25 protein-coding genes and 1 tRNA gene are annotated in these 20,936 nt (G+C 64.6%); 22 read left to right on the forward strand and 4 right to left on the reverse strand.

The genetic code is table 11. From position 1 onward, the window contains the following. Positions 1-20: 20 nt before the first annotated feature. Positions 21-659 carry a cysteine protease LapG gene (lapG, locus tag I0D00_RS06285; RefSeq protein WP_213640234.1) on the reverse strand — a complete coding sequence of 213 codons (639 nt, stop codon included), beginning with the start codon at positions 657-659 and terminating at the stop codon, positions 21-23. A gap of 317 nt (positions 660-976) precedes the next feature. Next, positions 977-1,414: a hypothetical protein gene (locus I0D00_RS06290; protein ID WP_213638894.1), complete on the reverse strand. Its 438-nt coding sequence runs from the start codon at positions 1,412-1,414 to the stop codon at positions 977-979. 226 nt (positions 1,415-1,640) lie between these two features. On the opposite strand from I0D00_RS06290, the gene I0D00_RS06295 reads away from it, so the two are divergent. The 15 genes from I0D00_RS06295 to I0D00_RS06365 all read left to right on the forward strand — a co-directional run bounded on the left by I0D00_RS06295 (position 1,641) and on the right by I0D00_RS06365 (position 13,587). Beyond that, entirely contained in the window at positions 1,641-3,107 is a 1,467-nt protein-coding gene (locus I0D00_RS06295; protein ID WP_213638895.1) for a sensor domain-containing diguanylate cyclase, read from the forward strand. Further along, complete coding sequence (locus tag I0D00_RS06300) at positions 3,104-3,331, forward strand: cysteine-rich CWC family protein (protein WP_213638896.1); 228 nt, start codon at positions 3,104-3,106, stop codon at positions 3,329-3,331. The genes I0D00_RS06295 and I0D00_RS06300 overlap by 4 nt, the downstream gene beginning before the upstream one ends. Before the next feature lie 2 nt (positions 3,332-3,333). Continuing rightward, on the forward strand, positions 3,334-4,038 hold the full coding sequence (locus I0D00_RS06305; protein WP_213638897.1) for a pseudouridine synthase: 705 nt from the start codon (positions 3,334-3,336) through the stop codon (positions 4,036-4,038). 402 nt (positions 4,039-4,440) lie between these two features. Next, a complete protein-coding gene (locus tag I0D00_RS06310) occupies positions 4,441-5,325 on the forward strand; it encodes an alpha/beta fold hydrolase (RefSeq protein WP_213638898.1) in 885 nt (294 codons plus the stop codon). Between the two features lie 99 nt (positions 5,326-5,424). Next, positions 5,425-5,498, forward strand: a tRNA-Gly gene (locus I0D00_RS06315). 379 nt (positions 5,499-5,877) lie between these two features. Next, the gene (locus I0D00_RS21440; RefSeq protein ID WP_338050421.1) at positions 5,878-6,054 is read left to right on the forward strand and encodes a DUF3422 family protein; all 177 of its coding nucleotides are present in this window, start codon (positions 5,878-5,880) and stop codon (positions 6,052-6,054) included. Between the two features lie 573 nt (positions 6,055-6,627). Further along, a complete protein-coding gene (locus I0D00_RS06325; RefSeq protein ID WP_213638899.1) occupies positions 6,628-6,900 on the forward strand; it encodes a hypothetical protein in 273 nt (90 codons plus the stop codon). Then, entirely contained in the window at positions 6,897-7,193 is a 297-nt protein-coding gene (locus tag I0D00_RS06330) for a LasR-specific antiactivator QslA (RefSeq protein WP_213638900.1), read from the forward strand. The genes I0D00_RS06325 and I0D00_RS06330 overlap by 4 nt, the downstream gene beginning before the upstream one ends. 220 nt (positions 7,194-7,413) lie before the next feature. Continuing rightward, a complete protein-coding gene (locus I0D00_RS06335) occupies positions 7,414-7,926 on the forward strand; it encodes an antirestriction protein ArdA (RefSeq protein ID WP_213638901.1) in 513 nt (170 codons plus the stop codon). Between the two features lie 597 nt (positions 7,927-8,523). Further along, on the forward strand, positions 8,524-8,805 hold the full coding sequence (locus tag I0D00_RS06340; RefSeq protein ID WP_246533240.1) for a helix-turn-helix transcriptional regulator: 282 nt from the start codon (positions 8,524-8,526) through the stop codon (positions 8,803-8,805). Between the two features lie 11 nt (positions 8,806-8,816). Then, positions 8,817-9,644: a replication initiator protein A gene (locus tag I0D00_RS06345; protein ID WP_213638903.1), complete on the forward strand. Its 828-nt coding sequence runs from the start codon at positions 8,817-8,819 to the stop codon at positions 9,642-9,644. 244 nt (positions 9,645-9,888) lie between these two features. After that, positions 9,889-10,527, forward strand: a complete 639-nt coding sequence (gene parA, locus I0D00_RS06350) for a ParA family partition ATPase (protein ID WP_213638904.1) — start codon at positions 9,889-9,891, stop codon at positions 10,525-10,527. Then, complete coding sequence (locus tag I0D00_RS06355) at positions 10,524-10,766, forward strand: hypothetical protein (protein ID WP_213638905.1); 243 nt, start codon at positions 10,524-10,526, stop codon at positions 10,764-10,766. The genes parA and I0D00_RS06355 overlap by 4 nt, the downstream gene beginning before the upstream one ends. Beyond that, positions 10,763-11,287: a S26 family signal peptidase gene (locus tag I0D00_RS06360; protein ID WP_213638906.1), complete on the forward strand. Its 525-nt coding sequence runs from the start codon at positions 10,763-10,765 to the stop codon at positions 11,285-11,287. The genes I0D00_RS06355 and I0D00_RS06360 overlap by 4 nt, the downstream gene beginning before the upstream one ends. A gap of 350 nt (positions 11,288-11,637) precedes the next feature. After that, positions 11,638-13,587: a relaxase/mobilization nuclease and DUF3363 domain-containing protein gene (locus tag I0D00_RS06365; protein ID WP_213638907.1), complete on the forward strand. Its 1,950-nt coding sequence runs from the start codon at positions 11,638-11,640 to the stop codon at positions 13,585-13,587. A 17-nt stretch (positions 13,588-13,604) separates the two neighbouring features. Here I0D00_RS06365 and I0D00_RS06370 read toward each other — a convergent pair whose 3' ends face one another. Next, the gene (locus tag I0D00_RS06370) at positions 13,605-14,459 is read right to left on the reverse strand and encodes a helix-turn-helix transcriptional regulator (RefSeq protein ID WP_213638908.1); all 855 of its coding nucleotides are present in this window, start codon (positions 14,457-14,459) and stop codon (positions 13,605-13,607) included. 154 nt (positions 14,460-14,613) lie between these two features. Between I0D00_RS06370 and I0D00_RS06375 the strand changes: the two genes are divergently transcribed. From I0D00_RS06375 to I0D00_RS06395, 5 genes are all read left to right on the forward strand, one after another. Further along, a complete protein-coding gene (locus I0D00_RS06375; RefSeq protein WP_213640235.1) occupies positions 14,614-15,813 on the forward strand; it encodes an MFS transporter in 1,200 nt (399 codons plus the stop codon). 22 nt (positions 15,814-15,835) lie between these two features. After that, entirely contained in the window at positions 15,836-16,762 is a 927-nt protein-coding gene (locus tag I0D00_RS06380) for a LysR family transcriptional regulator (RefSeq protein WP_213638909.1), read from the forward strand. Then, the gene (locus tag I0D00_RS06385) at positions 16,762-17,040 is read left to right on the forward strand and encodes an EexN family lipoprotein (RefSeq protein WP_213638910.1); all 279 of its coding nucleotides are present in this window, start codon (positions 16,762-16,764) and stop codon (positions 17,038-17,040) included. The genes I0D00_RS06380 and I0D00_RS06385 overlap by 1 nt, the downstream gene beginning before the upstream one ends. A gap of 84 nt (positions 17,041-17,124) precedes the next feature. Continuing rightward, the gene (locus tag I0D00_RS06390) at positions 17,125-17,529 is read left to right on the forward strand and encodes an antitoxin Xre-like helix-turn-helix domain-containing protein (RefSeq protein WP_213638911.1); all 405 of its coding nucleotides are present in this window, start codon (positions 17,125-17,127) and stop codon (positions 17,527-17,529) included. Continuing rightward, a complete protein-coding gene (locus I0D00_RS06395; protein ID WP_213638912.1) occupies positions 17,523-18,224 on the forward strand; it encodes an RES family NAD+ phosphorylase in 702 nt (233 codons plus the stop codon). The genes I0D00_RS06390 and I0D00_RS06395 overlap by 7 nt, the downstream gene beginning before the upstream one ends. Positions 18,225-18,453: 229 nt before the next feature. Here I0D00_RS06395 and I0D00_RS06400 read toward each other — a convergent pair whose 3' ends face one another. Next, entirely contained in the window at positions 18,454-19,302 is an 849-nt protein-coding gene (locus tag I0D00_RS06400) for a LysR family transcriptional regulator (protein ID WP_213638913.1), read from the reverse strand. 105 nt (positions 19,303-19,407) lie between these two features. Between I0D00_RS06400 and I0D00_RS06405 the strand changes: the two genes are divergently transcribed. Continuing rightward, on the forward strand, positions 19,408-20,112 hold the full coding sequence (locus I0D00_RS06405) for a haloacid dehalogenase type II (RefSeq protein ID WP_213638914.1): 705 nt from the start codon (positions 19,408-19,410) through the stop codon (positions 20,110-20,112). 17 nt (positions 20,113-20,129) lie between these two features. Continuing rightward, the gene (locus tag I0D00_RS06410) at positions 20,130-20,921 is read left to right on the forward strand and encodes an aldolase (RefSeq protein WP_213638915.1); all 792 of its coding nucleotides are present in this window, start codon (positions 20,130-20,132) and stop codon (positions 20,919-20,921) included. Positions 20,922-20,936 lie beyond the last annotated feature (15 nt).

The raw sequence follows: 20,936 nt of genomic DNA on the forward strand, positions 1-20,936 counted from the left end.
ACGACTCCTTCCGGCCCGCTTCAGGGAAATCCCTCGGCCCTCATCTTTTTCAACAGATCCTGCCAACGCGACAAGCGCTTGCTGTCTCCGACTTTCTTGCCGCCACCGCTGCCCGGCAGCCACAGCCCTTCGCCATTGAAGGCATAGACCGGCACCAGGTCGGTGCGGCGGTTGGCCGGTTCGATGGCGTCGATCAGGTTGTCCAGTACCAGGGGCGTGGCCGTAGGGTGCGGGTAATAGGTGAGCACCATGTGTGCCTGGTTCAGGCGCACGGCCTTGACGTAGGTGATGCGCAATTTATCGCTCGGCACGCCGAGCTGGCGCAGGCTGAAATACTTGGCGATGGCGAAGTCCTCGCAGTCTCCGGCGCCCAGGTGCAGTGCCTCGACCGGCGTCGCCCAATAGTCGCGGACCCGCCACAGCTCGATATCGTCGCGAAAGCGCAGCCGCAGATTGAAGAAGCGGTTCACCGCCTCGAGCTGTTCGGCCTCGCTCGCGCCGACCTGCTCCTGCAATAGCCGTTGCCAGCTGGTGAGCCGCTCGCGACCGTCCCGCGAAGTGCCGTACAACTGCTCGGCCAATCGGCCGATGCGGGCGAAGTCCCAGTCCGCCGACAACGCGCAGGTGGCGAGCAGCATGACCAACGGCCAGACGATCATCCACGTCCGACGCCAGGCAGGCTGCGCCACGCTCCGTCCTATCTGCAAACCGAGGATTCCCTATATTCGCCCGACAGCCATGGTGCGGGGCATGGCCCAAAAAAACAATCGTCCCATGGCACTCTCCCGAGCAACCCGGCAGCAGTGGCCAGCGGACAGTCCCGGAATGTACACAGGGGATCGAGTCACACGGTCTGAACCCTGTACATGCGAGGCTCACTCGGCAGCATGGCGAAGCCTCCGGGCGGGCGCCGAGAACTAGGCTGTCGCGCTAGGCCCGCCCGCCGCAGCACCGCGACGCACGGGCCCTCCACGCACTAATACTGCCGACGCTGCCGGCCGCGATAACCGTCGCCACCTGCGCCGCGGTGCCTGTGCCGCAGTTTCGGCGTGCGCTCGTCCGGCTTGAAGTGCTGCCCCCGCCATCCCGGCCGGGGCTCTGCCGAGCGGTAATCGCGCCGCCCTTCCAGACGATGCACGGAGCGGCGATCGACACCATAGTGGCGCGCGTCGGGTGCCGGCAGATAGCGGCGCTGGTCATGCCGGCGAGGCGTGAAATGGCGCCCGTCATGCCGACGCAGGTCATGCCCGTGATAACGCGGCACCACATAGACCGGATAGCGCTGCACCTGGTGGTAGTTGCTCGAGTAATGGCGCTCGTAACCCCGGTAGCCATGGTCGTAGCCCCCGCCGTACACCGCACAACCGGTCAACGACAGCCCGAACAACGCAACGAGTAGGGATTTGTAGTGCATGGCGGCCTCCTTCGAGCGCAGGGCATTCACCGACCGACACCGGTTTCTGGGCGCGCTCACACAGCATCTGACCTTCCAGGGCGCATCCGGTGCGAAACGAATGGCGCCCCGATGGGTGACAAGGTGTTGCAGAGGGCTCGCGATGACCGCTCGGCGAGATCGAGTCGGTGACGCCAGGCCTGCGGCAGGCTAGCATGGCGGCCTCGCCCACCCCACAGAACCCCGCATGTCCCCCGCCACCGCCCAATCCAGCCAACGCGCGCTGATCCTGCTTCTGCTGCTCCTGCTCGGCGGCGGCTTTCTGGCCACCTCACTGGCCAGCTACCACACCGCCCTCGAGTCGATCCGCGACAACATCGTCAACACCGAGCTGCCGCTGACCTCCGACAACGTCTACTCGGAGATCCAGAAGGACCTGGTCCGCCCGGTGCTGATCGCCTCGATGATGGCCCGCGATACCTTCGTGCGCGACTGGGTGATCGCCGGCGAGCAGGACGTCGGGCAGATGACCCGCTACCTGGCCGAGGTGCAGCAACAGTACGGCGCCATCACCAGCTTCTTCGTCTCGGAACAGTCGCGCACCTACTACCAGGCCAAGGGCGTGCTCAAACAGGTGGACCGGGAGCAGCCACGCGACGCCTGGTACTACCGGGTGCGCGGCCTGGACACGCCCTACGAGATCAACGTCGATGTCGACCTGGCCAATCAGGACCGCCTGACGGTCTTCATCAACTACCGGGTGCTCGACTACCGGCAACGCTTCATCGGCGCCACCGGCGTGGGCCTGACCGTGGATGCGGTGGTCCAGCTGATCGACGCCTACCAGCAGCGCTATGGCCGAAGCGTGTATTTCGTCGACACCGACGGACGCATCACCCTCACCGGCGCCAGCGGTGGCCCCCAGGGCGCCCGGGTCGGCCAGGCGCTCGCACAAATCGAAGGGCTGCAGGACTTGCCGGCCCAGCTACCGCAGAACGGCAACTTCACCTACGAGGAGCAGGGCCGCGGGCATTACCTCAACGTGCGCTTCATCCCCGAGCTGAACTGGTACCTGTTCGTCGACAAGCAGGAAGACGGCGCCGTCGCCGGCATCCGCCGCTCGCTCTACCTGAACCTGCTGGTCTGCCTGCTGGTCACCGCCCTGGTGCTGGGCGTGGTCAGCTTCGCCCTGCGCCGCCATCAGGCCCGCATCGCTGCCCTGGCCACCACCGACGCCCTCACCGAGCTGCCCAATCGCCGGGGTTTCGAGCTGCTGGCCAATCAGGCGATTCAGGAGGCACGTCGCCAGCAGAGTCCGTTGTGTGCCCTGCTGCTCGACCTCGACCACTTCAAACAACTCAACGACAACCATGGCCACCTGGCCGGCGACGAGGTGCTGCGCGGATTCGCCGCCCAGCTGCGCGGCGACCTGCGCCAGTCAGACATCATCTGTCGCTGGGGTGGCGAGGAGTTCATCCTGCTGTTCAAGGACACCCACCCCGCTCAGGCGCGCCAGCTGGCGGAAAAGATTCGCCTGCACACCGAGCAGAACCGCTTCCAGCATGCCGGCGCCCAGCTGCGGATCACCACCAGCCTCGGCCTCGCCGAGCTTCATCAGGACGACGCCCTCGACCAGCTGATCGGCCGTGCCGACCGCGCCCTGTATCGGGCCAAGCAGTCCGGGCGCAACCGCCTTTGCGAAGAGAGCACATGAGCCACGCCGCCACCCGCTGCCCGCTCTGCGGCCGGCATAATCGGTGCGCCCAGGCCGGCTCGCCGACGCCGGTGCAGCAGTGCTGGTGTTTCGCGGCCCCCGTCGCCCGGGAAGCCCTCGCGCACCTGCCGGCCGCCCAGCGCAACCGGGCCTGCCTCTGCCCAGGCTGCGCCCAGGGCCTGCCACCGGCCCCGCCGGATCACACCGCGACCGGCCCCGACTGACCATGCGCCTCGATCGCTTCCTCAGCAATCTGCCGCGCTTCAACCGCCAGGATGCACGCCGCCTGCTCGCCGGCGGCAGCGTGCGCCTGGACGGCCAGATCAGCCGCGACGGCCGCAGCGAGGTGAGCGTGTTCAGCCGGGTCGAGCTGGACGGCGGCGAAGTGCTGCAAGCCGGCAAAGCCGCCTGCTACTTCATGCTGCACAAACCGCCCGGGGTGGTCAGCGCCACGGTCCACCCCGAACACCGCACCGTGCTCGACCTGCTGGACGAGCCGGACAAGCATGACCTGCACCTGGCCGGGCGCCTCGACCTGAGCACCAGCGGCCTGCTGCTGATCACCAACGATGGGCAGTGGTCGCGCCGGGTGACCCTGCCGAAGAGCAAGCAGCCCAAGGTCTACCTGGTCGATACCGCGGACCCGATCGACCCGATCTGCGTCGAGGCGTTCGCGCGTGGCCTGTACTTCCAGTACGAGGACCTCGTCACCCAGCCCGCCGTGCTGGACATCCTGGCACCCCGCCAGGCGCGTCTGACGCTCTACGAAGGCCGCTACCACCAGGTCAAGCGCATGTTCGGTCACTTCCGCAACAGGGTCGTCGGCCTGCACCGGCTCAGCATGGGCGCAGTGCGGCTCGACCCGCTGCTTGCGCCGGGCCACTACCGCGCCCTCACGGCCACCGAAGTCGCCAGCTTCGCCGCCGACTGACGCGAACGGCGCCGCGCGTCACATCGCCAGGCGGACTGGCCGACCAACGGCAAGAAAGAAATGGAATAGAGACTTGCAACTGTCACGGCGCCGCTGCTTAAATCGAACCATAAGGTCTTGAAGTGACCACGAGGTCACAAGAGCCGTCTAAGCGTTCTTTCGGTTGCCTGCGCTCTGCGCAAATTGGGTTCCTGCCTGGTTACAGACGCCTCCTCGGCCCCTCATGAAAGGGCTGGGCGGATGCTCTATTTCAACTCTAACTGATTGAAAATAAATAACTTTTAAAATACTCCAGCCTGACATTGGCTTGTCATGTCCAGGCGCTTTCCTAACTGTCCTACTTTGTCCGGCAAAACGGCCTCGCCGCTTGCCACGTCAATCTTGTGCCAGGAGGGAAGCAACATGAAGCCAGCCACCGCTGTCGTCGATGTTCTAGGGATATACAAGGTTCATACGGAGTTCTACGCCAGCCCCGCCGCCCGCAAGACCATCATTCTGGTCAACGGCTCGCTGGCCACCACAGCCGCCTTCGCCCAGACGGTCAAGTACCTGCAGGAGCAGTTCAACGTGGTGCTCTACGACCAGCCCTATGCCGGCCAGTCGAAGGTGCACAACAACCACAGTCGCCCGGTCACCAAGGAGGAAGAGGCGGGCATCCTCCTCGAGCTGATCGAACACTTCCGCGTCGACTACCTGCAGTCGTTCTCCTGGGGCGGCGTGGCGGCCATGATGGCCCTGTCGCAACGTCCTGCCCGCATAGAGAAGGCGGTGATCACCTCGTTCTCGCCGCTGCTCAACGAGCCCATGCTCGACTACCTGGAAAAGGGCCTGGTCGACCTGAAGGCCGTCGATGGCGGTAGCCTCGGCCATCTGGTCAACAACACCATCGGCAAGCACCTGCCGTCGCTGTTCAAGCGCTTCAACCACCGCCACATCAGCAGCCTGGACGAGCACGAATACCGGCAGATGTACGCGCACGTCAACCAGGTGGTGCACATGGAGAGCCACTGCCAGATGGACTGCCTGGCGGCCATCGAGATTCCGCTTCTGTTCGTCAACGGCGAACACGACGAATACACCTCGGCCGAAGACGTGCGCCTGTTCGCCGAGCACCTCCGCGACTGCCAGTTCGCCATCATCGACAATGCCGGGCACTTCCTCGACATGGAACACAAAGGCGCATGGCTGCAGAGCCGCGCCGTGCTGCTGGGCTTCCTGCAGGGCCCGGCCATGCGCGAAAAAGCCTACCGCGGACACCCGGAACTGCGGCATGCGATCGCCGTATGAGAGCTGACAGCGAGCCGCAGTAGCACCGAGACGCAGCACATCGCGCTCGGTGCGGGCTTCTTTTCGCCGACGAGTTCTGGTACAAAGTCACCCGCAAACGCGGGCGTCGTATAATGGCATTACCTGAGCTTCCCAAGCTCATGACGAGGGTTCGATTCCCTTCGCCCGCTCCAGAATTTATGCAGCCTCCAAGCCTACCAAGTATCCCCTCACAAGATTGGGGGCCGTTTCGGGGGCCGTTTCAACTCAGGGCATCCCGTCGGACACCCTGGATAGTCGGGCATATACCAGCGCTCTGAATAGCGAATGCCGTCAACTAGGCCAATCCAGCGCCCCATACGGTCGGTGATCTGTAGGCCTTGAATAACCAAGCCCTGCAGAAAGTCAGAACCACCGCGGCCAACTTTTGTTGGCAGTAGCGCTCGAGATTCTCCCGATTACGGGTCTCAGCCAGCTCGCACCGACCTGCCCTTCCTAAGTCCGGCTCGCAACAGAACCGTTTTCACGCCAAATTGCCCATGCTCCCAAACTGCTCGGACACCCTCGGATGCCATTGTCTGGAGTGACTCCCGGCTATCACCTGACGGCGTGAACCGCATCCCGCTAATCAACAAGACGTTGAACGCCTATCGGCTCGGCCGCATGGTCAAGCATCTACTGGAAATCGAAACCTACCGCATGATGGCGTCGCTCGCCTTGCCGGTCGCAAGGGCGTGGCCACGGCCCTGAAGGGGTTCGAGCGCGAATTGACCGAACTGTCCGATCAGAACGCCCACTCCAGACAACCGGATCAGGCCGCATCAAACAACGATGGGTTACCACCTACAAACAACGATGGGTTACCACCTACGGTGGCCGAAGAAAAACTTAACCCACCGTCAGGGACAGACCAACTACATAGAACACCCTTGTGGGACGATTTCGACTCACACCATCTACGCCCCAGCATGTTGCCATCCTGAAAACCCCAGGCTAGAGTGCGCCCGTCGTGGTCAATCCCACGGCCGGGCGTGACAACCTGTGAAGCAAGGGCGCGGTAGCACCTTAGGTGACTAGCAAGCACGTTTGTGCTCGGCTATCGCTTTTCTATGGTGGGCCGTGCGGGGCAGGCTTCGGCCTGGCCGGTTCCCTTGGTTCCCGGTTGTCACCCCCGTGCGGTCCACCACCAATCCGCGTGACAACGGATGGTAGTGGCTCCTTAATCGAACCAAGGAGCATAAGGAATGCGCTACCCCCTTTTTACCCAAGGGCTCCGCCTTGGGCCTCTGGCCTTGTTGTTTGCCTCCATCCAGGAGGTGCGCCATGGCTGAGTTCGAAACCTGCGTTGTGCCCTTCCCGCGGCAGCCGAGTCCGCTGCACGAATCCGAGCCTTCCCCCCTGCCCGTCGAAGCGGCCGCCGAACTGCGCGCCACCATGCTCGGCAACTTGCTGGATCAATTGGCCGAGCCGGACGGCTTTCAGCCAGATGACCTGCGTGTACGGGTGGCAGCCTACTCGGCCCTGGACCTGCTGGACGAGCTGGTCGTGCTGTACCGCCGCGCGCTGTCGGAAGCGCGAGGAGGTGTCGCATCATGAGCAAAGGTGTCGTCACCCTGCTGCCACCGCACGACGGCCATCCCGGCATGGAAATCAACTGGGCTGCGGACTGTCGGCCAGCCTTTAACCGGGGCGTGAGCTTTGCCCAAACCTGGCTCGACAACCCGCGCAGCGGCTGGCTCTGGGCGGCGATGATCGCCGAGCGCGATCACCTGCCCCGGGCCATCGAACGCCGCGCCTTCGAGGTGGGCTTTCTCAGCCGCATCCACCAGCGCCTGTGCTCACCCCACTGTGGGGTGGAGCCGCTCAGGGATGTGACCCTGAGCCTCTAGGCCAATCGCTGAGCCGGCGCTGCCGCCAGCTCAGCTGACAGAAGCAGGGGTTCTTGCCCCCTCAAAATCAAGAAAAATAGACGGTTTCCACCCTGCCGCTGTGCGGGGTGGAGCCTCCGCGATTTTTCCTGATTTTTTCACCACCGCCTTAGTCGCCCTAGTCGGCAGGGGTTCATGCGCAGCGCAAGCGCAGAACCCAGAAGACCAAGGAGCGAACGCCATGAGCGAACACATCAGGATCTACGTTGCCGACCTGGCCGCCTACAACGCCGGTCACCTGCATGGCGTCTGGATCGATGCCACCCAGGAGCTGGACGCCATCCAGGCGCAGGTCGACGCCATGCTGGCAGCCTCGCCGGTCGAGGATGCGGAGGAGTACGCCATCCACGACTTCGAGGGCTTCGACGGCTATCGCCTCGGTGAATACGCAGGCCTGGAGAGCGCTCACGAGGTTGCCTGCTTTATCGAGGAGTACCCCGAGTTCGGCGGCGCCCTGCTCGCCCATTTCAACGACCTGGAGCACGCGCGCAAGGCGGCCGAGGAAGACTACTGCGGCTGCTACAGCTCGCTGGCCGACTACGCCCAGGAGCTGACAGAGGAAACTAGCAGCATTCCCCAGCACCTGGCCCTCTACATCGACTACCGCGCCATGGCTCGCGACCTGGAGATGGGCGGCGATGTGTTCACCCTGGAGACCGGCTTCGAGCAGGTGCACGTGTTCCGGAATCGCTAGATTGAGCCCAAGGCACCGGGGCAACCCGGTGCCTTGGGTTTTTGCGCCCCTGTCCTGTCGGCCACCCGCGCGCCCCACCCAGGAGGCTGATCCACGGTGCGAGCACCTGGCGCTCAGCCTGAAGCCGTCGCCCTGTGGGGATGCTGATTCAGACCGTTACGGTCTTACGTCTTTACCCAAATCCGTAGATCCGTATCCACGGATCTACGGATTCGTGGGGATGCGGATTTACGCTTCTACGGATTTACGGAAATCCGTGAATACGTAGTTCAGGTTCTACAGAAAGCCGTAGATCCGCAAAACCGTAGTGCTGCGCGCGTCTATCTGAGTACGGGAGTTTACGGCCGCCAGTCGCTCGCGTAGCTCGGCGTACTCGGTCAGCACTCAGACTGTGTGGGTCTCGATCCACGCCCCTCATGCCTTCGCATTCGCCCAGACCCAACCCGGCATGATCAACCACGACGAGTGCCGCACGGTGCACCTCCCACGTCAACGGAGGACACCCCCATGTCGCGCTCACCCGAGCTTTCCCGTCACCCGCAGCCCATCGATCTCGACGCCCCGCTGCACCGCAAGGCCGGGCCGACGGCCCACGCCATGAGGCCCACGGAGCGCGCCAGTGAAGCGCTCACGCCCCAGGCCTGCCCTTCCCCGCGCTACCTCACCAACCACGAAGCCGCGGCCTTCCTGCGCCTGTCGCCGCGCACCCTGGAGAAGCAGCGGGTGATCGGCGGCGGGCCGCGCTTTCACAAGTTCGGCCGGCGGGTGATGTATGCGCTCACCGATCTCGAGGCCTGGGCCGGTGAACGCAGTTTCGAGACCACCTTCGACCCCGAGTACCTCGACCGCCACCCGGGAGCCCAGCGTGATGAGCAGTGAAGCCCTCGCCCATGAATCGCAACGTACGTGTCCTGCCGGCGCAGAGCGGGCAGCTGGAGCTGTTTCGTGCCCTGCCGGGCGATCTGGCGCCGCGCGACGCCCAGGACCTGATGGCGCACCCGTTCTTCTCCCTGGCCAAGTCGCGCCGTACCGTGCCCATCGACTTTCGCTCGGGCGAGGTGAGGGTGCGCGTGGAGGGCACCCTGGAGCATGGCATCGCCACCATCTGGGATGCCGACATCCTGATCTGGGCGGCCAGCCAGCTGGTCGAGGCGCGCGATGCAGGCATCCCCACCTCGCGGCTGATGCGCGCGACGCCCTACCAGATCCTGCGCTTCATCGGCCGCGGCACCTCGCTGCGCGACTACCAGCGCCTGAAGGCCGCCCTGGATCGACTGCAGTCCACCAGCGTGGCCACCTCGCTTCGCGCGCCCAGCGGCCGACGCCTGCACCGCTTTTCCTGGATCAACGAGTGGAAGGAGCTGGCCGCGGCGGATGGCCGGCCGCTGGGCATCGAACTGATCCTGCCGGACTGGTTCTACCGCGGGGTGCTGGATCAGGCCCTGGTGCTGACCATCGACCCGGCCTACTTCCGCCTCACCGGCGGCATCGAGCGCTGGCTGTACCGCCTGGTGCGCAAGCACGGCGGCAAGCAGAAGGGCGGCTGGCAGTTCGACTTTCGCCACCTGTACCGCAAGTCGGGGAGCTCGGCGCGCTATTCGGACTTCGCCAAGGATCTGCGCGCGCTGGTCGTTCGTCAGTCACTGCCGGGGTATCGCCTGGAGGTTGTGCGCCTGTGTCCCTCGACCGAACTGCTGAGCTTCCGGGCCTTGCCGTAGACGGCACGGGGATAACTTCGGGAAAAGCTGTGAATTCAGTCGTGCTATCAGGCGCAAGCGGACTCGTGCTATCGGGCGCATCACTATCGTGCCATCAGGCGCACAAACTCCTCTGCAGGCCACGGCTGGCGCGGCCTGCAGCCGCCCTTAACTTAACTAACTTAAAAGCTCTAACTTGTTATTGGGGCAGGCCCCGGTTGTGGACAACGGTTAGATCCTGTCGCTTGCACGGGGAAATCTGGCCATGATCCTCGCCCTGCTCAACCAGAAAGGCGGGGTCGGCAAGACCACCCTGGCCACCCACATCGCCGGCGAACTGGCCCTGCGCGGCCACAACGTCATCCTGCTCGATGCCGACCCGCAGGGCTCGGCCCTGGACTGGACGCAGCGACGCAGCCAGCAGGGCTTGCCCCGGCTGTTCAGCGCGGTCGGCCTGGCGCGGGAGACCTTGCACCAGGAGGCGCCGGAGCTGGCGCGCCGCGCCGACCACCTGATCATCGACGGGCCACCGCGCATCGCCGCCCTCGCCCGCTCGGCGTTGCTAGCCGCCGAGCGCGTGTTGATCCCGGTGCAGCCCAGCCCCTACGACCTGTGGGCCAGTGCGGAGATGGTCAACCTGATCCGCGAGGCGCAGCTGTTCAGGCCCACGCTGCGCGCGGCCTTCGCCATCAACCGCCGGGTCAGCACCACGGTGATCGGCCGCGAGGCGCGCGGCGCCTTGGCCGAGCAACCGCTGCCGGCGCTGCAGGCCGAGGTGCGTCAGCGCATCGTCTTCGCCGAGAGCGTGGCGGCCGGTCGCCTGGCCCGTGAACTGGCACCGGACAGCGCCGCCGCGCGCGAGGTCAGCCGCCTGGTCGACGAGCTGCTGGGGTGGTCAACATGAGTGGCAAGCGCATCGGTATCGGTGCACGTCCGCTGGCCGACCCGCAGGCCGAGGCCTGGATACGCCAAGGTGCCGCCGTCGACAGCGGCAAGGCCGCACGCTACACCGCGCGGCTGACGCTGGACGTGACGCCGGCACTGCGCACGCGGATCAAGCTGGCGGCGTTCAATCGCGGCGTAACGGTGGCGCAGTTGCTGCGCGAGGTGCTGGAGCGGGAATACCCGGAGGCCATGTCATGAGGCTGGGCACTCGCTGTGCGCGCTGGCCTCTGGCCCTGGCAGCCGGCGGCCTAGTTGCACTGGGCTGGGCGGCGCTCGCGAAGTCGCCGCCATGGCTGGTCTACAACGCCTCCGACAGCGCGCCCATCGGCTGGTACCGCATTACGCCAACCAGCTCGGCTTCAGCGGACGATCTGCTGCTGATTCATCTACCACCGGAGGCCATGACACTGGCGGCACGGCGTGGCTACCTGCCGGCGAACGTGCCGCTGCTGAAGACGATGGCGGCAGCGGCGCCGCAGCACGTGTGCGTGCAGGGCAATCAGGTGCGCATCGATGGCGAGCTGGTGGCCAGGCGTTTGCGACGAGATCGACAGGGTCGCGCGCTGCCAGCCTGGACAGGTTGCCGGCGCCTGGTTGGCGATGAACTGTTCATGCTTGGCAGCCACCCGGAGTCGTTCGACAGCCGCTACTTCGGCCCGGTGTCTGTCGACGCGGTGATCGGCCGGGCGCAGCTCTTGTGGCAGGAGTCGCGTCGATGAGCCAGTCGCTTTCGCGTCGATCCGCCTGCCGGCTTTGTGTGCTCGGCATACGCAATCGCGCGCCGCCACTCTCTCGGCAGAACTGCCCTTGCCCACCGGGTCGGACACTCGTCGGCACGCAACCTGATCACCCTGATCAAACACCCGGGACAGGCCAAGGCAGAGGAAAAGCGGAGGGCAAGATAAAAGGGGGCGGCACTTCGTGGCCCTGGAAAGCAGTCTGCACGGGGGTTGGAGACGGCACAGAGCCTGTTTTTCAAGGTGCCGCGATCGTGTTCAGCCCGCATCACCACTGGCCTACGAGCGTGCCTGGCACGCCGCACTGCGATCAACTTGGAGGAGTCATCAGCATGAGCAAGGAACGCGATCAGCATGGCGAAGAACGCTTTCGTCCCCGACCGGGGGCGCCGAAGCAACGCAGTCAGACCTATATCAACCAGGTGTTGCGCCAGGCGAACAAGGCCGGTACCGGCAAGCCGCGCAAGGCGGGCCACCAGCCCGGCGCCCGTCTCGGCCGCGGGCATGTCGCCGCCCGCTTCAGCGCGCAGCAACTGTCGCCCAATGCCCGCCGCGTCACCATCAAGACCCGTCTGGTCAACCTGCGCCAGGCGGGTAAGCGCTCGACTGCCAGCCACCTGCGCTACATCGAGCGCGACGGCGTCAGTCGCGAGGGCGATCCGGGCCAGGCCTACGGCCCGCTGACCGACCAGGCCGACGTCGAAGCCTTCGAGGAGCGGGGCCGGGAAGACCGCCACCAGTTCCGCTTCATCGTCTCGCCCGAGGACGCCGAGCAACTCGACGACCTGCGCACCTACACCCGCCATCTGATGAGCCGCATGGAGGCCGACCTGGGCACCCGTCTCGACTGGGTGGCGGTGGATCACTGGAACACCGACAACCCGCACACCCACATCGTCCTGCGCGGCAAGGACGATACCGGCAAGGACCTGGTGATCGCCCGCGACTACATCGCCGAGGGCATGCGTAACCGCGCCGCCGAACTGGCCACGGAGTGGCTCGGCCCGCGCACCGAACTGGAGATCCAGCAGGGCCTGCAACGCGAGGTGCAGCAGGAGCGCTTCACCAGCCTGGATCGCACCCTGCTGCGCGCACGCCAAGCCGGCGTATTGAGCCTGAAGATGCTCGCCAGCCATCCGCGCCGGCAGCTGCTGATCGGTCGCCTGCAGCACCTGCAGCGGCTGGATCTGGCCCATGAAGTTCGACCGGGACAATGGCTCATGCATGACGACACCGAGGCGACCCTACGGGCCCTAGGTGAACGCGGCGATATCGTGCGTACGCTGCAGCGCGCCATGGGCGGTACGCAGCGCGAGCTGGCGGTCTTCGAGCCGAATGGAAACAGATCCGAGGTGATCGGCCGGGTGGTGGCCAAGGGGCTGGCCGATGAACTGCACGACCGTGGTTACCTGGTGGTCGATGGTCTCGACGGCAAGGCCTACTACCTGGCCCTGCCGGCCCGCACGGAGCTGGCCGACTACCCCATCGGTGCAGTGGTCGAGGCGCGCAGTCTGAGCGAGCCGCGCACCGTGGATCGCGCTATTGCTGCACTGGCGGTGAACGGTATTTACCGCAGCGACCGGCACTTGGCACTGGCCAAGTCGCAGGCCAGCGAGGGGCATACCCCAGAGGCCCTGGTCGAACGCCATGTGCGGCGCTTGGAAGCCTTGCGCCGGGCCGGGATCGTCGAGCGGCTGGCCGAGGGCGTTTGGCGCGTGCCGACCGACCTGCCGGAACGGGGCCGGCAACACGACGCCCGCCGCCTCGGCGAGGTCGCGGTCGAACTGCGTACGCCCTTGCCAGTGGAGCGGCAGGTGCGTGCTGTCGGTGCGACCTGGCTGGACCAGCAGTTGCTTGGCGGCAGTCTGGTACTGAATGACAAGGGCTTCGGCGCCGAGGTGCGTGAAGCCTTGAGGCAGCGTGCCGACTTCCTGGTGGAACTGGGCCTGGCCGAGCGCCAGGATCAACGCGTCGTGCTGGCACGCAACCTGCTGGCCACCCTGCGTGGGCGCGAGCTGACGACGGCGGCACGGCAGATCTCGAGCCAGACGGGGATGCAGTACCGCCCCCTGGTTGAGGGCGAACGGGTCAGCGGGGTCTACCGGCGCAGCGTACAACTGGCCAGTGGGCGTTTCGCAATGCTCGACGACGGAGTTGGTTTCAGCCTGGTGCCCTGGAAGCCGGTGATCGAGCCAAAGCTCGGACAGCGCCTGTCCGCCGTGGTGCATGGCCACGGCGTGTCCTGGCAACTGGGCCGCCAGCGCGGGCCGGCGATTGGCTGAGCAGCCGGAGTTCACGCTTACACCAGTGCCGGCTCCTGCTGCAGCCACTGCTCGAAGGTCTGGCTCTGCGGCCGCCCCTCCTTCGCCGCGTAGTAAACCAGGCGCAGGTGGCGATCCTCGTCGATGGTCAGGGTGGTGTGCTCGAAGTCGACCGGGCCGATACCCTCGATGTGCAGGTGACGAACACCTTGGCAGGGGCCGTGGATGTCCTGCTGCCGCCACCAGGCCTTGAAGTCGGGCGAGGCCTTCTCCAGGTCCTTCACCAGGGCGACGATGTCCGGGTCCTGGGTCGCGCGCACAAAGTCGCGGCGAAAGCTCGAGAGGATCTGCAGCGCCTGCTCTTCCCAGGGGTTGAACAGCTCGCGCATGGGCTGCGCAGTGAACAGCAGCCACAGCAGGTTGCGCCGCTCCGCCGGCTGCGCCGAAAAACCGAAGAGCCGATCCGCCGCGGCGTTCCAGGCCAGCACATCCCAACGCAGGTTGAGCACGTAGGCCGGCCGTGACGGCAGGTCGCCCATCAGCCGGTGGATCAGCGGCGGCACCACGCACCAGGTGCGCCCCGGCTCTGGCGGCAAGCGCTGGTGGGCCAACAGGAACAGGTGCCGGCGCTCGGTCGCGTCCAGCTTGAGCGTGCGCGAGAGGTTGTCGAGGAAGCTGGCGGACACGCTGATGTCCCGCCCCTGTTCCAGCCAGGTGTACCAGGACAGCCCCACCCCCGCCAAAGCGGCGACCTCCTCACGGCGCAGCCCCGGTGTGCGCCGCCGACTGCCGGCGGGCAACCCCACCTTTTCCGGCGAGATGCGCTCACGACGGCTGCGCAGGAACTCGGCCAGCTCCGTCCGGGTGCGCTCGAGTGTGCGCGATGCGCTCATCCGATTACCTCCAGTAACAGCATAAACAGTCAAATTGTAACCCTCATATAACCAAAGAAGAATAGCCCTCCCAAGCCGCAGAGACTTGTACCAGACGCTACAGCCTTCAGCTGTTCCACCCACGCGCCGCCCTGGAGCGCAAGCGAGCATGAGCATGCACACACCCAAGCAATCCCCCATCTACCTGATAGCGCTGGGGGCCTTCGCCCTCGGCATGGCCTCCTATGTCACCGCCGGGTTGATTCCGCTGATCGAGGCCTCGTTCGCCGTCTCCGTCGCGGTGGCCGCGCAACTGGTCACCGCCTTCACCCTGGCCTACGGCCTGGGTTCGCCGATCTTCGTTGCCCTGACCCCGGCCCATCGCCAGCGCGCCGGCTTGTTGCTGGCCCTGGGCCTGTTCGTCATCGCCAACGCCGCCAGCGCGCTGGCCGAGAGCTTCACCGCGCTGATGGTCTGGCGCGCCATCGCCGGTATCGGCGCCGGCGTCTACCTGGCCATGGGCATCGGCGCCTCGACGGCGGTGTCCACCCCGGAACGCCGCGGCCAGGCCATCGCCATCATCATGGGCGGCATGGCCAGCGGCGTGGTACTGGGCGTGCCGCTCAGCCTGCTGATCGCCGAGCAGTTGGGCTGGCAGGCTGCCCTGTGGCTGGTCACCGGGCTCGGGTTATTGGCCCTTTTCGGCCTGTTGCTGAAACTCCCGGCGCTGCCGGCGGCCACCGCCAGCACGTTGAGCCAGAAGCTGACGATCCTCGGCGACGGCCATGTGCTGGTGATCCTGTTGGTGTCGCTGCTGGCGGCCATCGCCAGCCTGGGCATGTACACCTTCATCGCCCCGCTGCTGGCCGACCCGGCCTATGGCGCGGTGCGCTCGGTCACCCCCTACCTGTGGGTCTGGGGGATCGGCGGCGTACTGGGCAGCTTCCTGATCGGCCCACTAGTGGACCGCATCAAGGGCCCGGTGCTGACCTTCGCCATCATGCTGATCCTCGCCGTGTCGCTCTTCCTGCTGCCGCTGACGGCGGCCCTCAGCACCTGGCTGGTGATGCTGCCCATCGCCCTGTGGGGTGCCGTCGGCTGGGCCCTGCAGGTGCCGCAGAACAACGAGCTGATCCTCGCGCGCCAGGCCCAGGGCGACGGCAACCTGGCCATCGCCCTGAACGAATCGGCGCTCTACCTGGGCAGCGCCATCGGCGCCGCGGCCGGCGGCTTCGTCCTGCTGTTGCAAATGCCCACCTGGACCCTGGCGGTCAGCGCCGGCGGCGTGGCCGCCCTCGGTGCCCTGCTGCAACTCGTCAACCTGCGTCGTCAGCCGGGCTGGACAGGCGACGTGCAAGCCGAACCTTACAACTGATTCATCGCCAGGAGGTGTGGGCATGGAGTTGCGCCATCTTCGTTGTTTCATCGCCGTCGCCGAGGAGCTGCACTTCGCCCGGGCGGCCGCGCGCCTGCATATCGAACAGTCGCCGCTGTCCAGGATCATCAAGGAACTGGAGTACCGCCTGGGCGTGCAGCTGTTCGAGCGCACCACGCGGCGCACGCGCCTGACCTGGGCCGGCCAGGTGCTGTTGGCGGAGGCCCGTCGGGTGCTGACCGTGGTCGACCAGGCCAAGGCCAGCGTCAAGAGTGCCGCGGCCGGCTACCGCGGGCGCATCCGCGTCGCCCTGTCCGACGGCATCCCGCAGGCACGCCTGGTCGCCCTGCTCGCCAAGTGCCGCGAGGAGGAGCCCGAGGTAGAGATTTGCCTGGCGGAGGTCAGCTTCAGCGAGCTGGTCAGAGGGCTGAACGACGGGCTGTTCGACATCGGCCTGGCCCAATCCGCCGAAGTCGACGACGGCCTGGTGGCCGAGCCGGTCTGGTTCGATCCACTGGTGGTGGCGGTACCGGCCCGCCATCCCCTGCTGAGCTATCGGCAGGTGCCGCTCGACGAGGTGGTGCGTTATCCCTTGGTGCTCTGCGATCCCCAGGTCTGCGAAGGCTTCTGGCAGCAACTGCAGCACGTGCTGGGCTCTGTGAATACCCGCCTGACCATCGCCGATCGCGTACCGACCCTGGACCTGATGATGGCGCTGGTGGCGGCGGGCTACGGGCTGGGCTTCTCCAGCCTGGCCAAGATCACCGGGCTCAACAATCCCGACGTAGTGGCCCGGCCGCTGGCCGGCTGCACCGCAATGCTGACCACCTACCTGGTGCGGCGTGAGGGCGAACTGTCCGAACAACTCACCCGGTTTATCGGGCGGCTGAGCCCGGCCGAGGAACGGGCACTGCTGCCCGCACAAACATCACGAGAGGAGATCGCTTGATGAACAAGATTTGGTTGCTACTGAGCGCGCTGCTGTTGAGCGCGTGCGAAAAGCCTATGCCGTTCGAGTCGGCCGAATTTCTCGCCGAGAACCCCGAGCGTCTCAAGGAGCTGAACCTGCAGTGCCGGGCGGACCGTTCCAAGCTGGGCGACGCCCAATGCAATGCAGTGGGCGACGCCCAACGCATACGCTTCATGGGCAAGGGCACACCCTACACCCCCTACCCCGTCACGTCCTTCTCAATACCCGCCCAGGCACCGAAGGTGGAGGCCCGCTGAGACCGCGATGAAGCAACCACTCTTTGATCCACAGATGCACGGGTGCTAGATTTGACTCTACAGATCAAAATTGAGGCACCCGCCATGACAACCGCCAGCCAGGCCCAGAGTTTCTCGAAAAGCCAATGCGTGGCGGGCCTACGTGCGGCGCTGAACATCCTGGACAGGTGGAGGGCGTCCTGCGAGCAGGCCTGCCGCATCTTGCGCATCTCGCGCAGCACCTACACCCGGGCCCGGCAACAGGACTCGGCGTGGTCGGTCAGCCTGGACGCCGACCAGATGCAACGCATCAGCTTCGTCCTGAATATCCACGCGGCACTGCGCCTGGTGTTCGACAACCCGGAGAACGTCTACGGCTTCGCCTCGATGGCGAACCACAACGAGTTCTTCAACGGGCGCGCGCCGCTGGAGGTCATGGCCCAGGGCGACATGATCTCGCTGTACGAGACATTCCGGCGCATCGATACGCTGCGCGGTGCCCAATGGTAAGGCTCGGCAGCCTCGCCGCCCTGGAGGGCGACAGCCTGCAGGGCTACCGCCTGGTCAACTCCAAGTTCCCCCCCATCGCCCTGTTCGATGACGTGGCCGACGCCGCAGACTTCGAGGTGCTCTACCAGCTGCAGGCTCTGACCAACCCCAGGTTGCAGAACGAGGTTGGCCGACTGGAGCTGATCTCCCGCGAGCAGATCCCGTTCGGTATTCCGGGATGCTCCTACGCCACCGCGCCCTTCACCCATGTGAACCCGGCCGGCTCACGCTTCAGCAATGGCAGCTTCGGTGTGCTCTACCTGGCCGACAGGATGGACACCGCCATTGCCGAAGTGCGCCATCACCAGGAACGCTACTGGTCGAACGTGCCGGACCTGAATTACGAGCGCTTCGTCTTCCGTGGGCTGACCTGCAGCTTCACCAATGCCGGGATGCGGGACGCAACAGCGGTGTCGCTGTCTGACCCCATCTATGCCCCCGACGACTACACGCACTCGCATCAACTGGGAAGCGAGACCAAGCGAGCGAAATGCCCAGGCCTGCGCTATAACTCGGTCCGCTCACCCGGCAAGATCTGCTGGGCACTGATGACACCACGCCCCGTAAAATCAGTCATCCAGGCCGCGCATTTCGAGATGATCTGGAGCGGGCAGATTATCAGCGTCAACCGGATTACCACGCTGATGGCCGAATAGCTCGTGGTGCCATGGGGATATGTGCGCCTGACAGGGGCGATATTGGATCGCGAACTGCCGGTCACAACGGGCAGAAAGCGGCCAGAAGCGTCCGCTTCTGGCCCAGGCTGATCGGATAGATGGCCACTTGCAGCATTGGAGCTGCGTGAGTTCTGGGAAAGGCACACGCTGATATCTGGTAGATCTGCTGAGTTAGTTCTTCCCAGGCATTTGCCAAAGCAGAAGTTGATTAATTGGATGACTCGCCTAGTTCTTGTCGTAGAAACTCTACCAGCCCGCGCTGCAATCCGGTCAGAGTGCCTTCGCGACTGATCAGCGCCAACTCGGTCGGCGCCAATTCAGGAAGATCCATACACACTGTATGTTCTGGCAGTACCGCCGAAGCGGGCAGAACCGAGACCCCCAGCCCTGATGCCACCGCTGCCTGTATGCTCGTCAGGCTATGACTGCCAAATGCAACCCGCCAAGGCCGCTGTACCACATCTAACAAGCGGATCGCTCGTTGCCGATAAATGCAGCCCTGCGGGAATAACGCCAATGGCAAGACACCGTTGGCGAAGTTGCTACCTACCCCCCTAACCCACACCAGCCGCTCCGGCCATGTTGCCCAACTAGGCCCGCTGTTTGGCTCACGTTTGACCAATGCGATGTCAATGACGCCTATAGCAAGTTTCTGCTTTAGATCTGTACTCATGCCGCTGATGGTTTCCAGTCGCGCTTTGGGGCGGACCCACTTGAAGCCGGCGAGGATACTCGTCATGCGTCGTGAGTCGAAGTCCTCCGGCACGCCAATGCGCAGAGTTTCCGGGTCGACATCGTTGGCAAGGGCTTCTAGTGCCTCCGAGGACATGGCCAGCATGCGCCGGGCGTACTGAATCAGCATTTCTCCGTGTTCGTTGACGCTGATGTTCTGCCCCGTCCGGTCGCGAAACAAAAGCGTGTGGCCGACCATTTTTTCCAGTTTGCGCACCTGCTGACTCACAGTCGATTGGGTGCGGTGCACGCGTTCGGCGGCTCGTGTGAAGCTGCCCTCATCAACCACGCACACGAAAGTCTTGAGCAGTTCGAGGTCGAGCATGGGGAATCCTTGATATTTGTTTTTCAACTGACCCATGAATGGTAATTTAATTTCCAGCTAACAGCATTCACTCGTAAGCTGAGTTTCCCCATAGAGGAGAACAGCATGAAATTCGAAAATACCTCCCGTCCCGAATGGCTGACATTCGATTGCTACGGCACCTTGATTCAATGGGACGAGGGCTTGCAGGCGGTCGCCGCGAAAATCCTCGGCACCAAGGGGCAGTACAGTGTCGATGCCAATCGCCTGATCGACGTGTACGACCGACACGAACATCGCCTGGAACAGACGCCGCCGCACCGTTCGTTCCGTCAGTTGAGCACGCTGGGGTTGCAGCTTGCGCTGGAGGAATTGGAGTTGCCCAGTTCGGCCGAGGACAGCCAGCAGCTGGTCGGGGCGATTCCGCAGATGCCGCCATTTCCTGAAGTACTCGACACGCTCGCACGCCTCAAGGCTATGGGCTTCAAGCTGTGCATCGTGTCCAACACCGATGACGACATCATTGCCGGCAACGTCGCGCAGCTCGGTGGGCACATTGACCGGGTCATCACCGCCCAGCAGGCCGGTGCCTACAAGCCCAATCCGCGCCTGTTCGACTACGCTCACCAGCAGTTGGGCGTGCGCCGTGATGAAGTGGTGCACATCTGTGCCAGCCCGCACCTTGACCACACCGCCGCGCGCGACATGCAGTTTCGCTGCGTCTGGATCGACCGCGGTACCGGTCGGCAATTGCTGCCTGACTATCGACCCGATGCGACAGTTAGCACCCTCGATCGAGTCGTGCCGCTGTTCGAATCCCTTGGCTGGTAACCCGCGGAGTCATTGCCATGGCGCATACCCTTGAAGGCGGTCTGCGTACCGCCCGCTACACCGACTTGGACCTTGAAGCGCCCGCCGTCGTCACTGCGCGCTCGGAATTAGCCGCGTGCTTTCAGCTTGCAGCGCTGCACGGCTTGGAGGAGGGGATCTGTAATCACTTCTCCGCCATGGTGCCGGGACGCGATGATTTATTTTTCGTGAACCCGTACGGGTATGCGTTCGAGGAAGTTACCGTGGACAATCTGCTGGTCTGCGACTTCCATGGCAATGTCGTGGCCGGCGAAGGTCAGCCTGAAGCAACTGCGTTCTATATCCACGCGCGCCTTCACAAACAACTGCCAAGGGTGAAAGTGGCGTTTCATACGCACATGCCTCACGCCACGGCATTGTGCTTGCTGCAAGGTTCGCCGCTGTTGTGGTTTGGGCAGACCGCGTTGAAATTTTACGGGCGGACGGCGGTAGACGAGCACTACAACGGCCTGGCACTCGATGAGTCAGAGGGTGATCGGATTGCCAGCGTCATGGGTGATGCCGGCGTGCTGTTTTTGAAGAACCACGGTGTGATCGTTGCGGGCCCGACTATTGCCGAAGCCTGGGACGATCTGTATTACCTGGAACGCGCTGCCCAAGTGCAACTGCTGGCAATGTCGACCCATCGCGAGCTCAAACCAGTACCCCACGAAATTGCACAACGCACTTACGAGCAGATGCGTCAGGGGGATGCCGAAAGTGCCAGAGCGCATTTGACTAGTGCGATGCGGCGACTGTCACATAGGCAATCGGCTTATATCAATACATAGGCTTTCACCGGTCAC

It is taken from the genome of Pseudomonas lalucatii (assembly GCF_018398425.1).
In the GTDB taxonomy this organism is placed as follows: domain Bacteria; phylum Pseudomonadota; class Gammaproteobacteria; order Pseudomonadales; family Pseudomonadaceae; genus Aquipseudomonas; species Aquipseudomonas lalucatii.

Excerpts from the sequence above, each read along its gene's own strand:
- lapG (WP_213640234.1), bottom strand. The coding sequence starts at position 659 with ATGATCGTCTGGCCGTTGGTCATGCTGCTCGCCACCTGCGCGTTGTCG.
- I0D00_RS06290 (WP_213638894.1), bottom strand. The coding sequence starts at position 1,414 with ATGCACTACAAATCCCTACTCGTTGCGTTGTTCGGGCTGTCGTTGACC.
- I0D00_RS06295 (WP_213638895.1), top strand. The coding sequence starts at position 1,641 with ATGTCCCCCGCCACCGCCCAATCCAGCCAACGCGCGCTGATCCTGCTT.
- I0D00_RS06300 (WP_213638896.1), top strand. The coding sequence starts at position 3,104 with ATGAGCCACGCCGCCACCCGCTGCCCGCTCTGCGGCCGGCATAATCGG.
- I0D00_RS06305 (WP_213638897.1), top strand. The coding sequence starts at position 3,334 with ATGCGCCTCGATCGCTTCCTCAGCAATCTGCCGCGCTTCAACCGCCAG.
- I0D00_RS06310 (WP_213638898.1), top strand. The coding sequence starts at position 4,441 with ATGAAGCCAGCCACCGCTGTCGTCGATGTTCTAGGGATATACAAGGTT.
- I0D00_RS06325 (WP_213638899.1), top strand. The coding sequence starts at position 6,628 with ATGGCTGAGTTCGAAACCTGCGTTGTGCCCTTCCCGCGGCAGCCGAGT.
- I0D00_RS06330 (WP_213638900.1), top strand. The coding sequence starts at position 6,897 with ATGAGCAAAGGTGTCGTCACCCTGCTGCCACCGCACGACGGCCATCCC.
- I0D00_RS06335 (WP_213638901.1), top strand. The coding sequence starts at position 7,414 with ATGAGCGAACACATCAGGATCTACGTTGCCGACCTGGCCGCCTACAAC.
- I0D00_RS06340 (WP_246533240.1), top strand. The coding sequence starts at position 8,524 with ATGAGGCCCACGGAGCGCGCCAGTGAAGCGCTCACGCCCCAGGCCTGC.
- I0D00_RS06345 (WP_213638903.1), top strand. The coding sequence starts at position 8,817 with ATGAATCGCAACGTACGTGTCCTGCCGGCGCAGAGCGGGCAGCTGGAG.
- parA (WP_213638904.1), top strand. The coding sequence starts at position 9,889 with ATGATCCTCGCCCTGCTCAACCAGAAAGGCGGGGTCGGCAAGACCACC.
- I0D00_RS06355 (WP_213638905.1), top strand. The coding sequence starts at position 10,524 with ATGAGTGGCAAGCGCATCGGTATCGGTGCACGTCCGCTGGCCGACCCG.
- I0D00_RS06360 (WP_213638906.1), top strand. The coding sequence starts at position 10,763 with ATGAGGCTGGGCACTCGCTGTGCGCGCTGGCCTCTGGCCCTGGCAGCC.
- I0D00_RS06365 (WP_213638907.1), top strand. The coding sequence starts at position 11,638 with ATGAGCAAGGAACGCGATCAGCATGGCGAAGAACGCTTTCGTCCCCGA.
- I0D00_RS06370 (WP_213638908.1), bottom strand. The coding sequence starts at position 14,459 with ATGAGCGCATCGCGCACACTCGAGCGCACCCGGACGGAGCTGGCCGAG.
- I0D00_RS06375 (WP_213640235.1), top strand. The coding sequence starts at position 14,614 with ATGCACACACCCAAGCAATCCCCCATCTACCTGATAGCGCTGGGGGCC.
- I0D00_RS06380 (WP_213638909.1), top strand. The coding sequence starts at position 15,836 with ATGGAGTTGCGCCATCTTCGTTGTTTCATCGCCGTCGCCGAGGAGCTG.
- I0D00_RS06385 (WP_213638910.1), top strand. The coding sequence starts at position 16,762 with ATGAACAAGATTTGGTTGCTACTGAGCGCGCTGCTGTTGAGCGCGTGC.
- I0D00_RS06390 (WP_213638911.1), top strand. The coding sequence starts at position 17,125 with ATGACAACCGCCAGCCAGGCCCAGAGTTTCTCGAAAAGCCAATGCGTG.
- I0D00_RS06395 (WP_213638912.1), top strand. The coding sequence starts at position 17,523 with ATGGTAAGGCTCGGCAGCCTCGCCGCCCTGGAGGGCGACAGCCTGCAG.
- I0D00_RS06400 (WP_213638913.1), bottom strand. The coding sequence starts at position 19,302 with ATGCTCGACCTCGAACTGCTCAAGACTTTCGTGTGCGTGGTTGATGAG.
- I0D00_RS06405 (WP_213638914.1), top strand. The coding sequence starts at position 19,408 with ATGAAATTCGAAAATACCTCCCGTCCCGAATGGCTGACATTCGATTGC.
- I0D00_RS06410 (WP_213638915.1), top strand. The coding sequence starts at position 20,130 with ATGGCGCATACCCTTGAAGGCGGTCTGCGTACCGCCCGCTACACCGAC.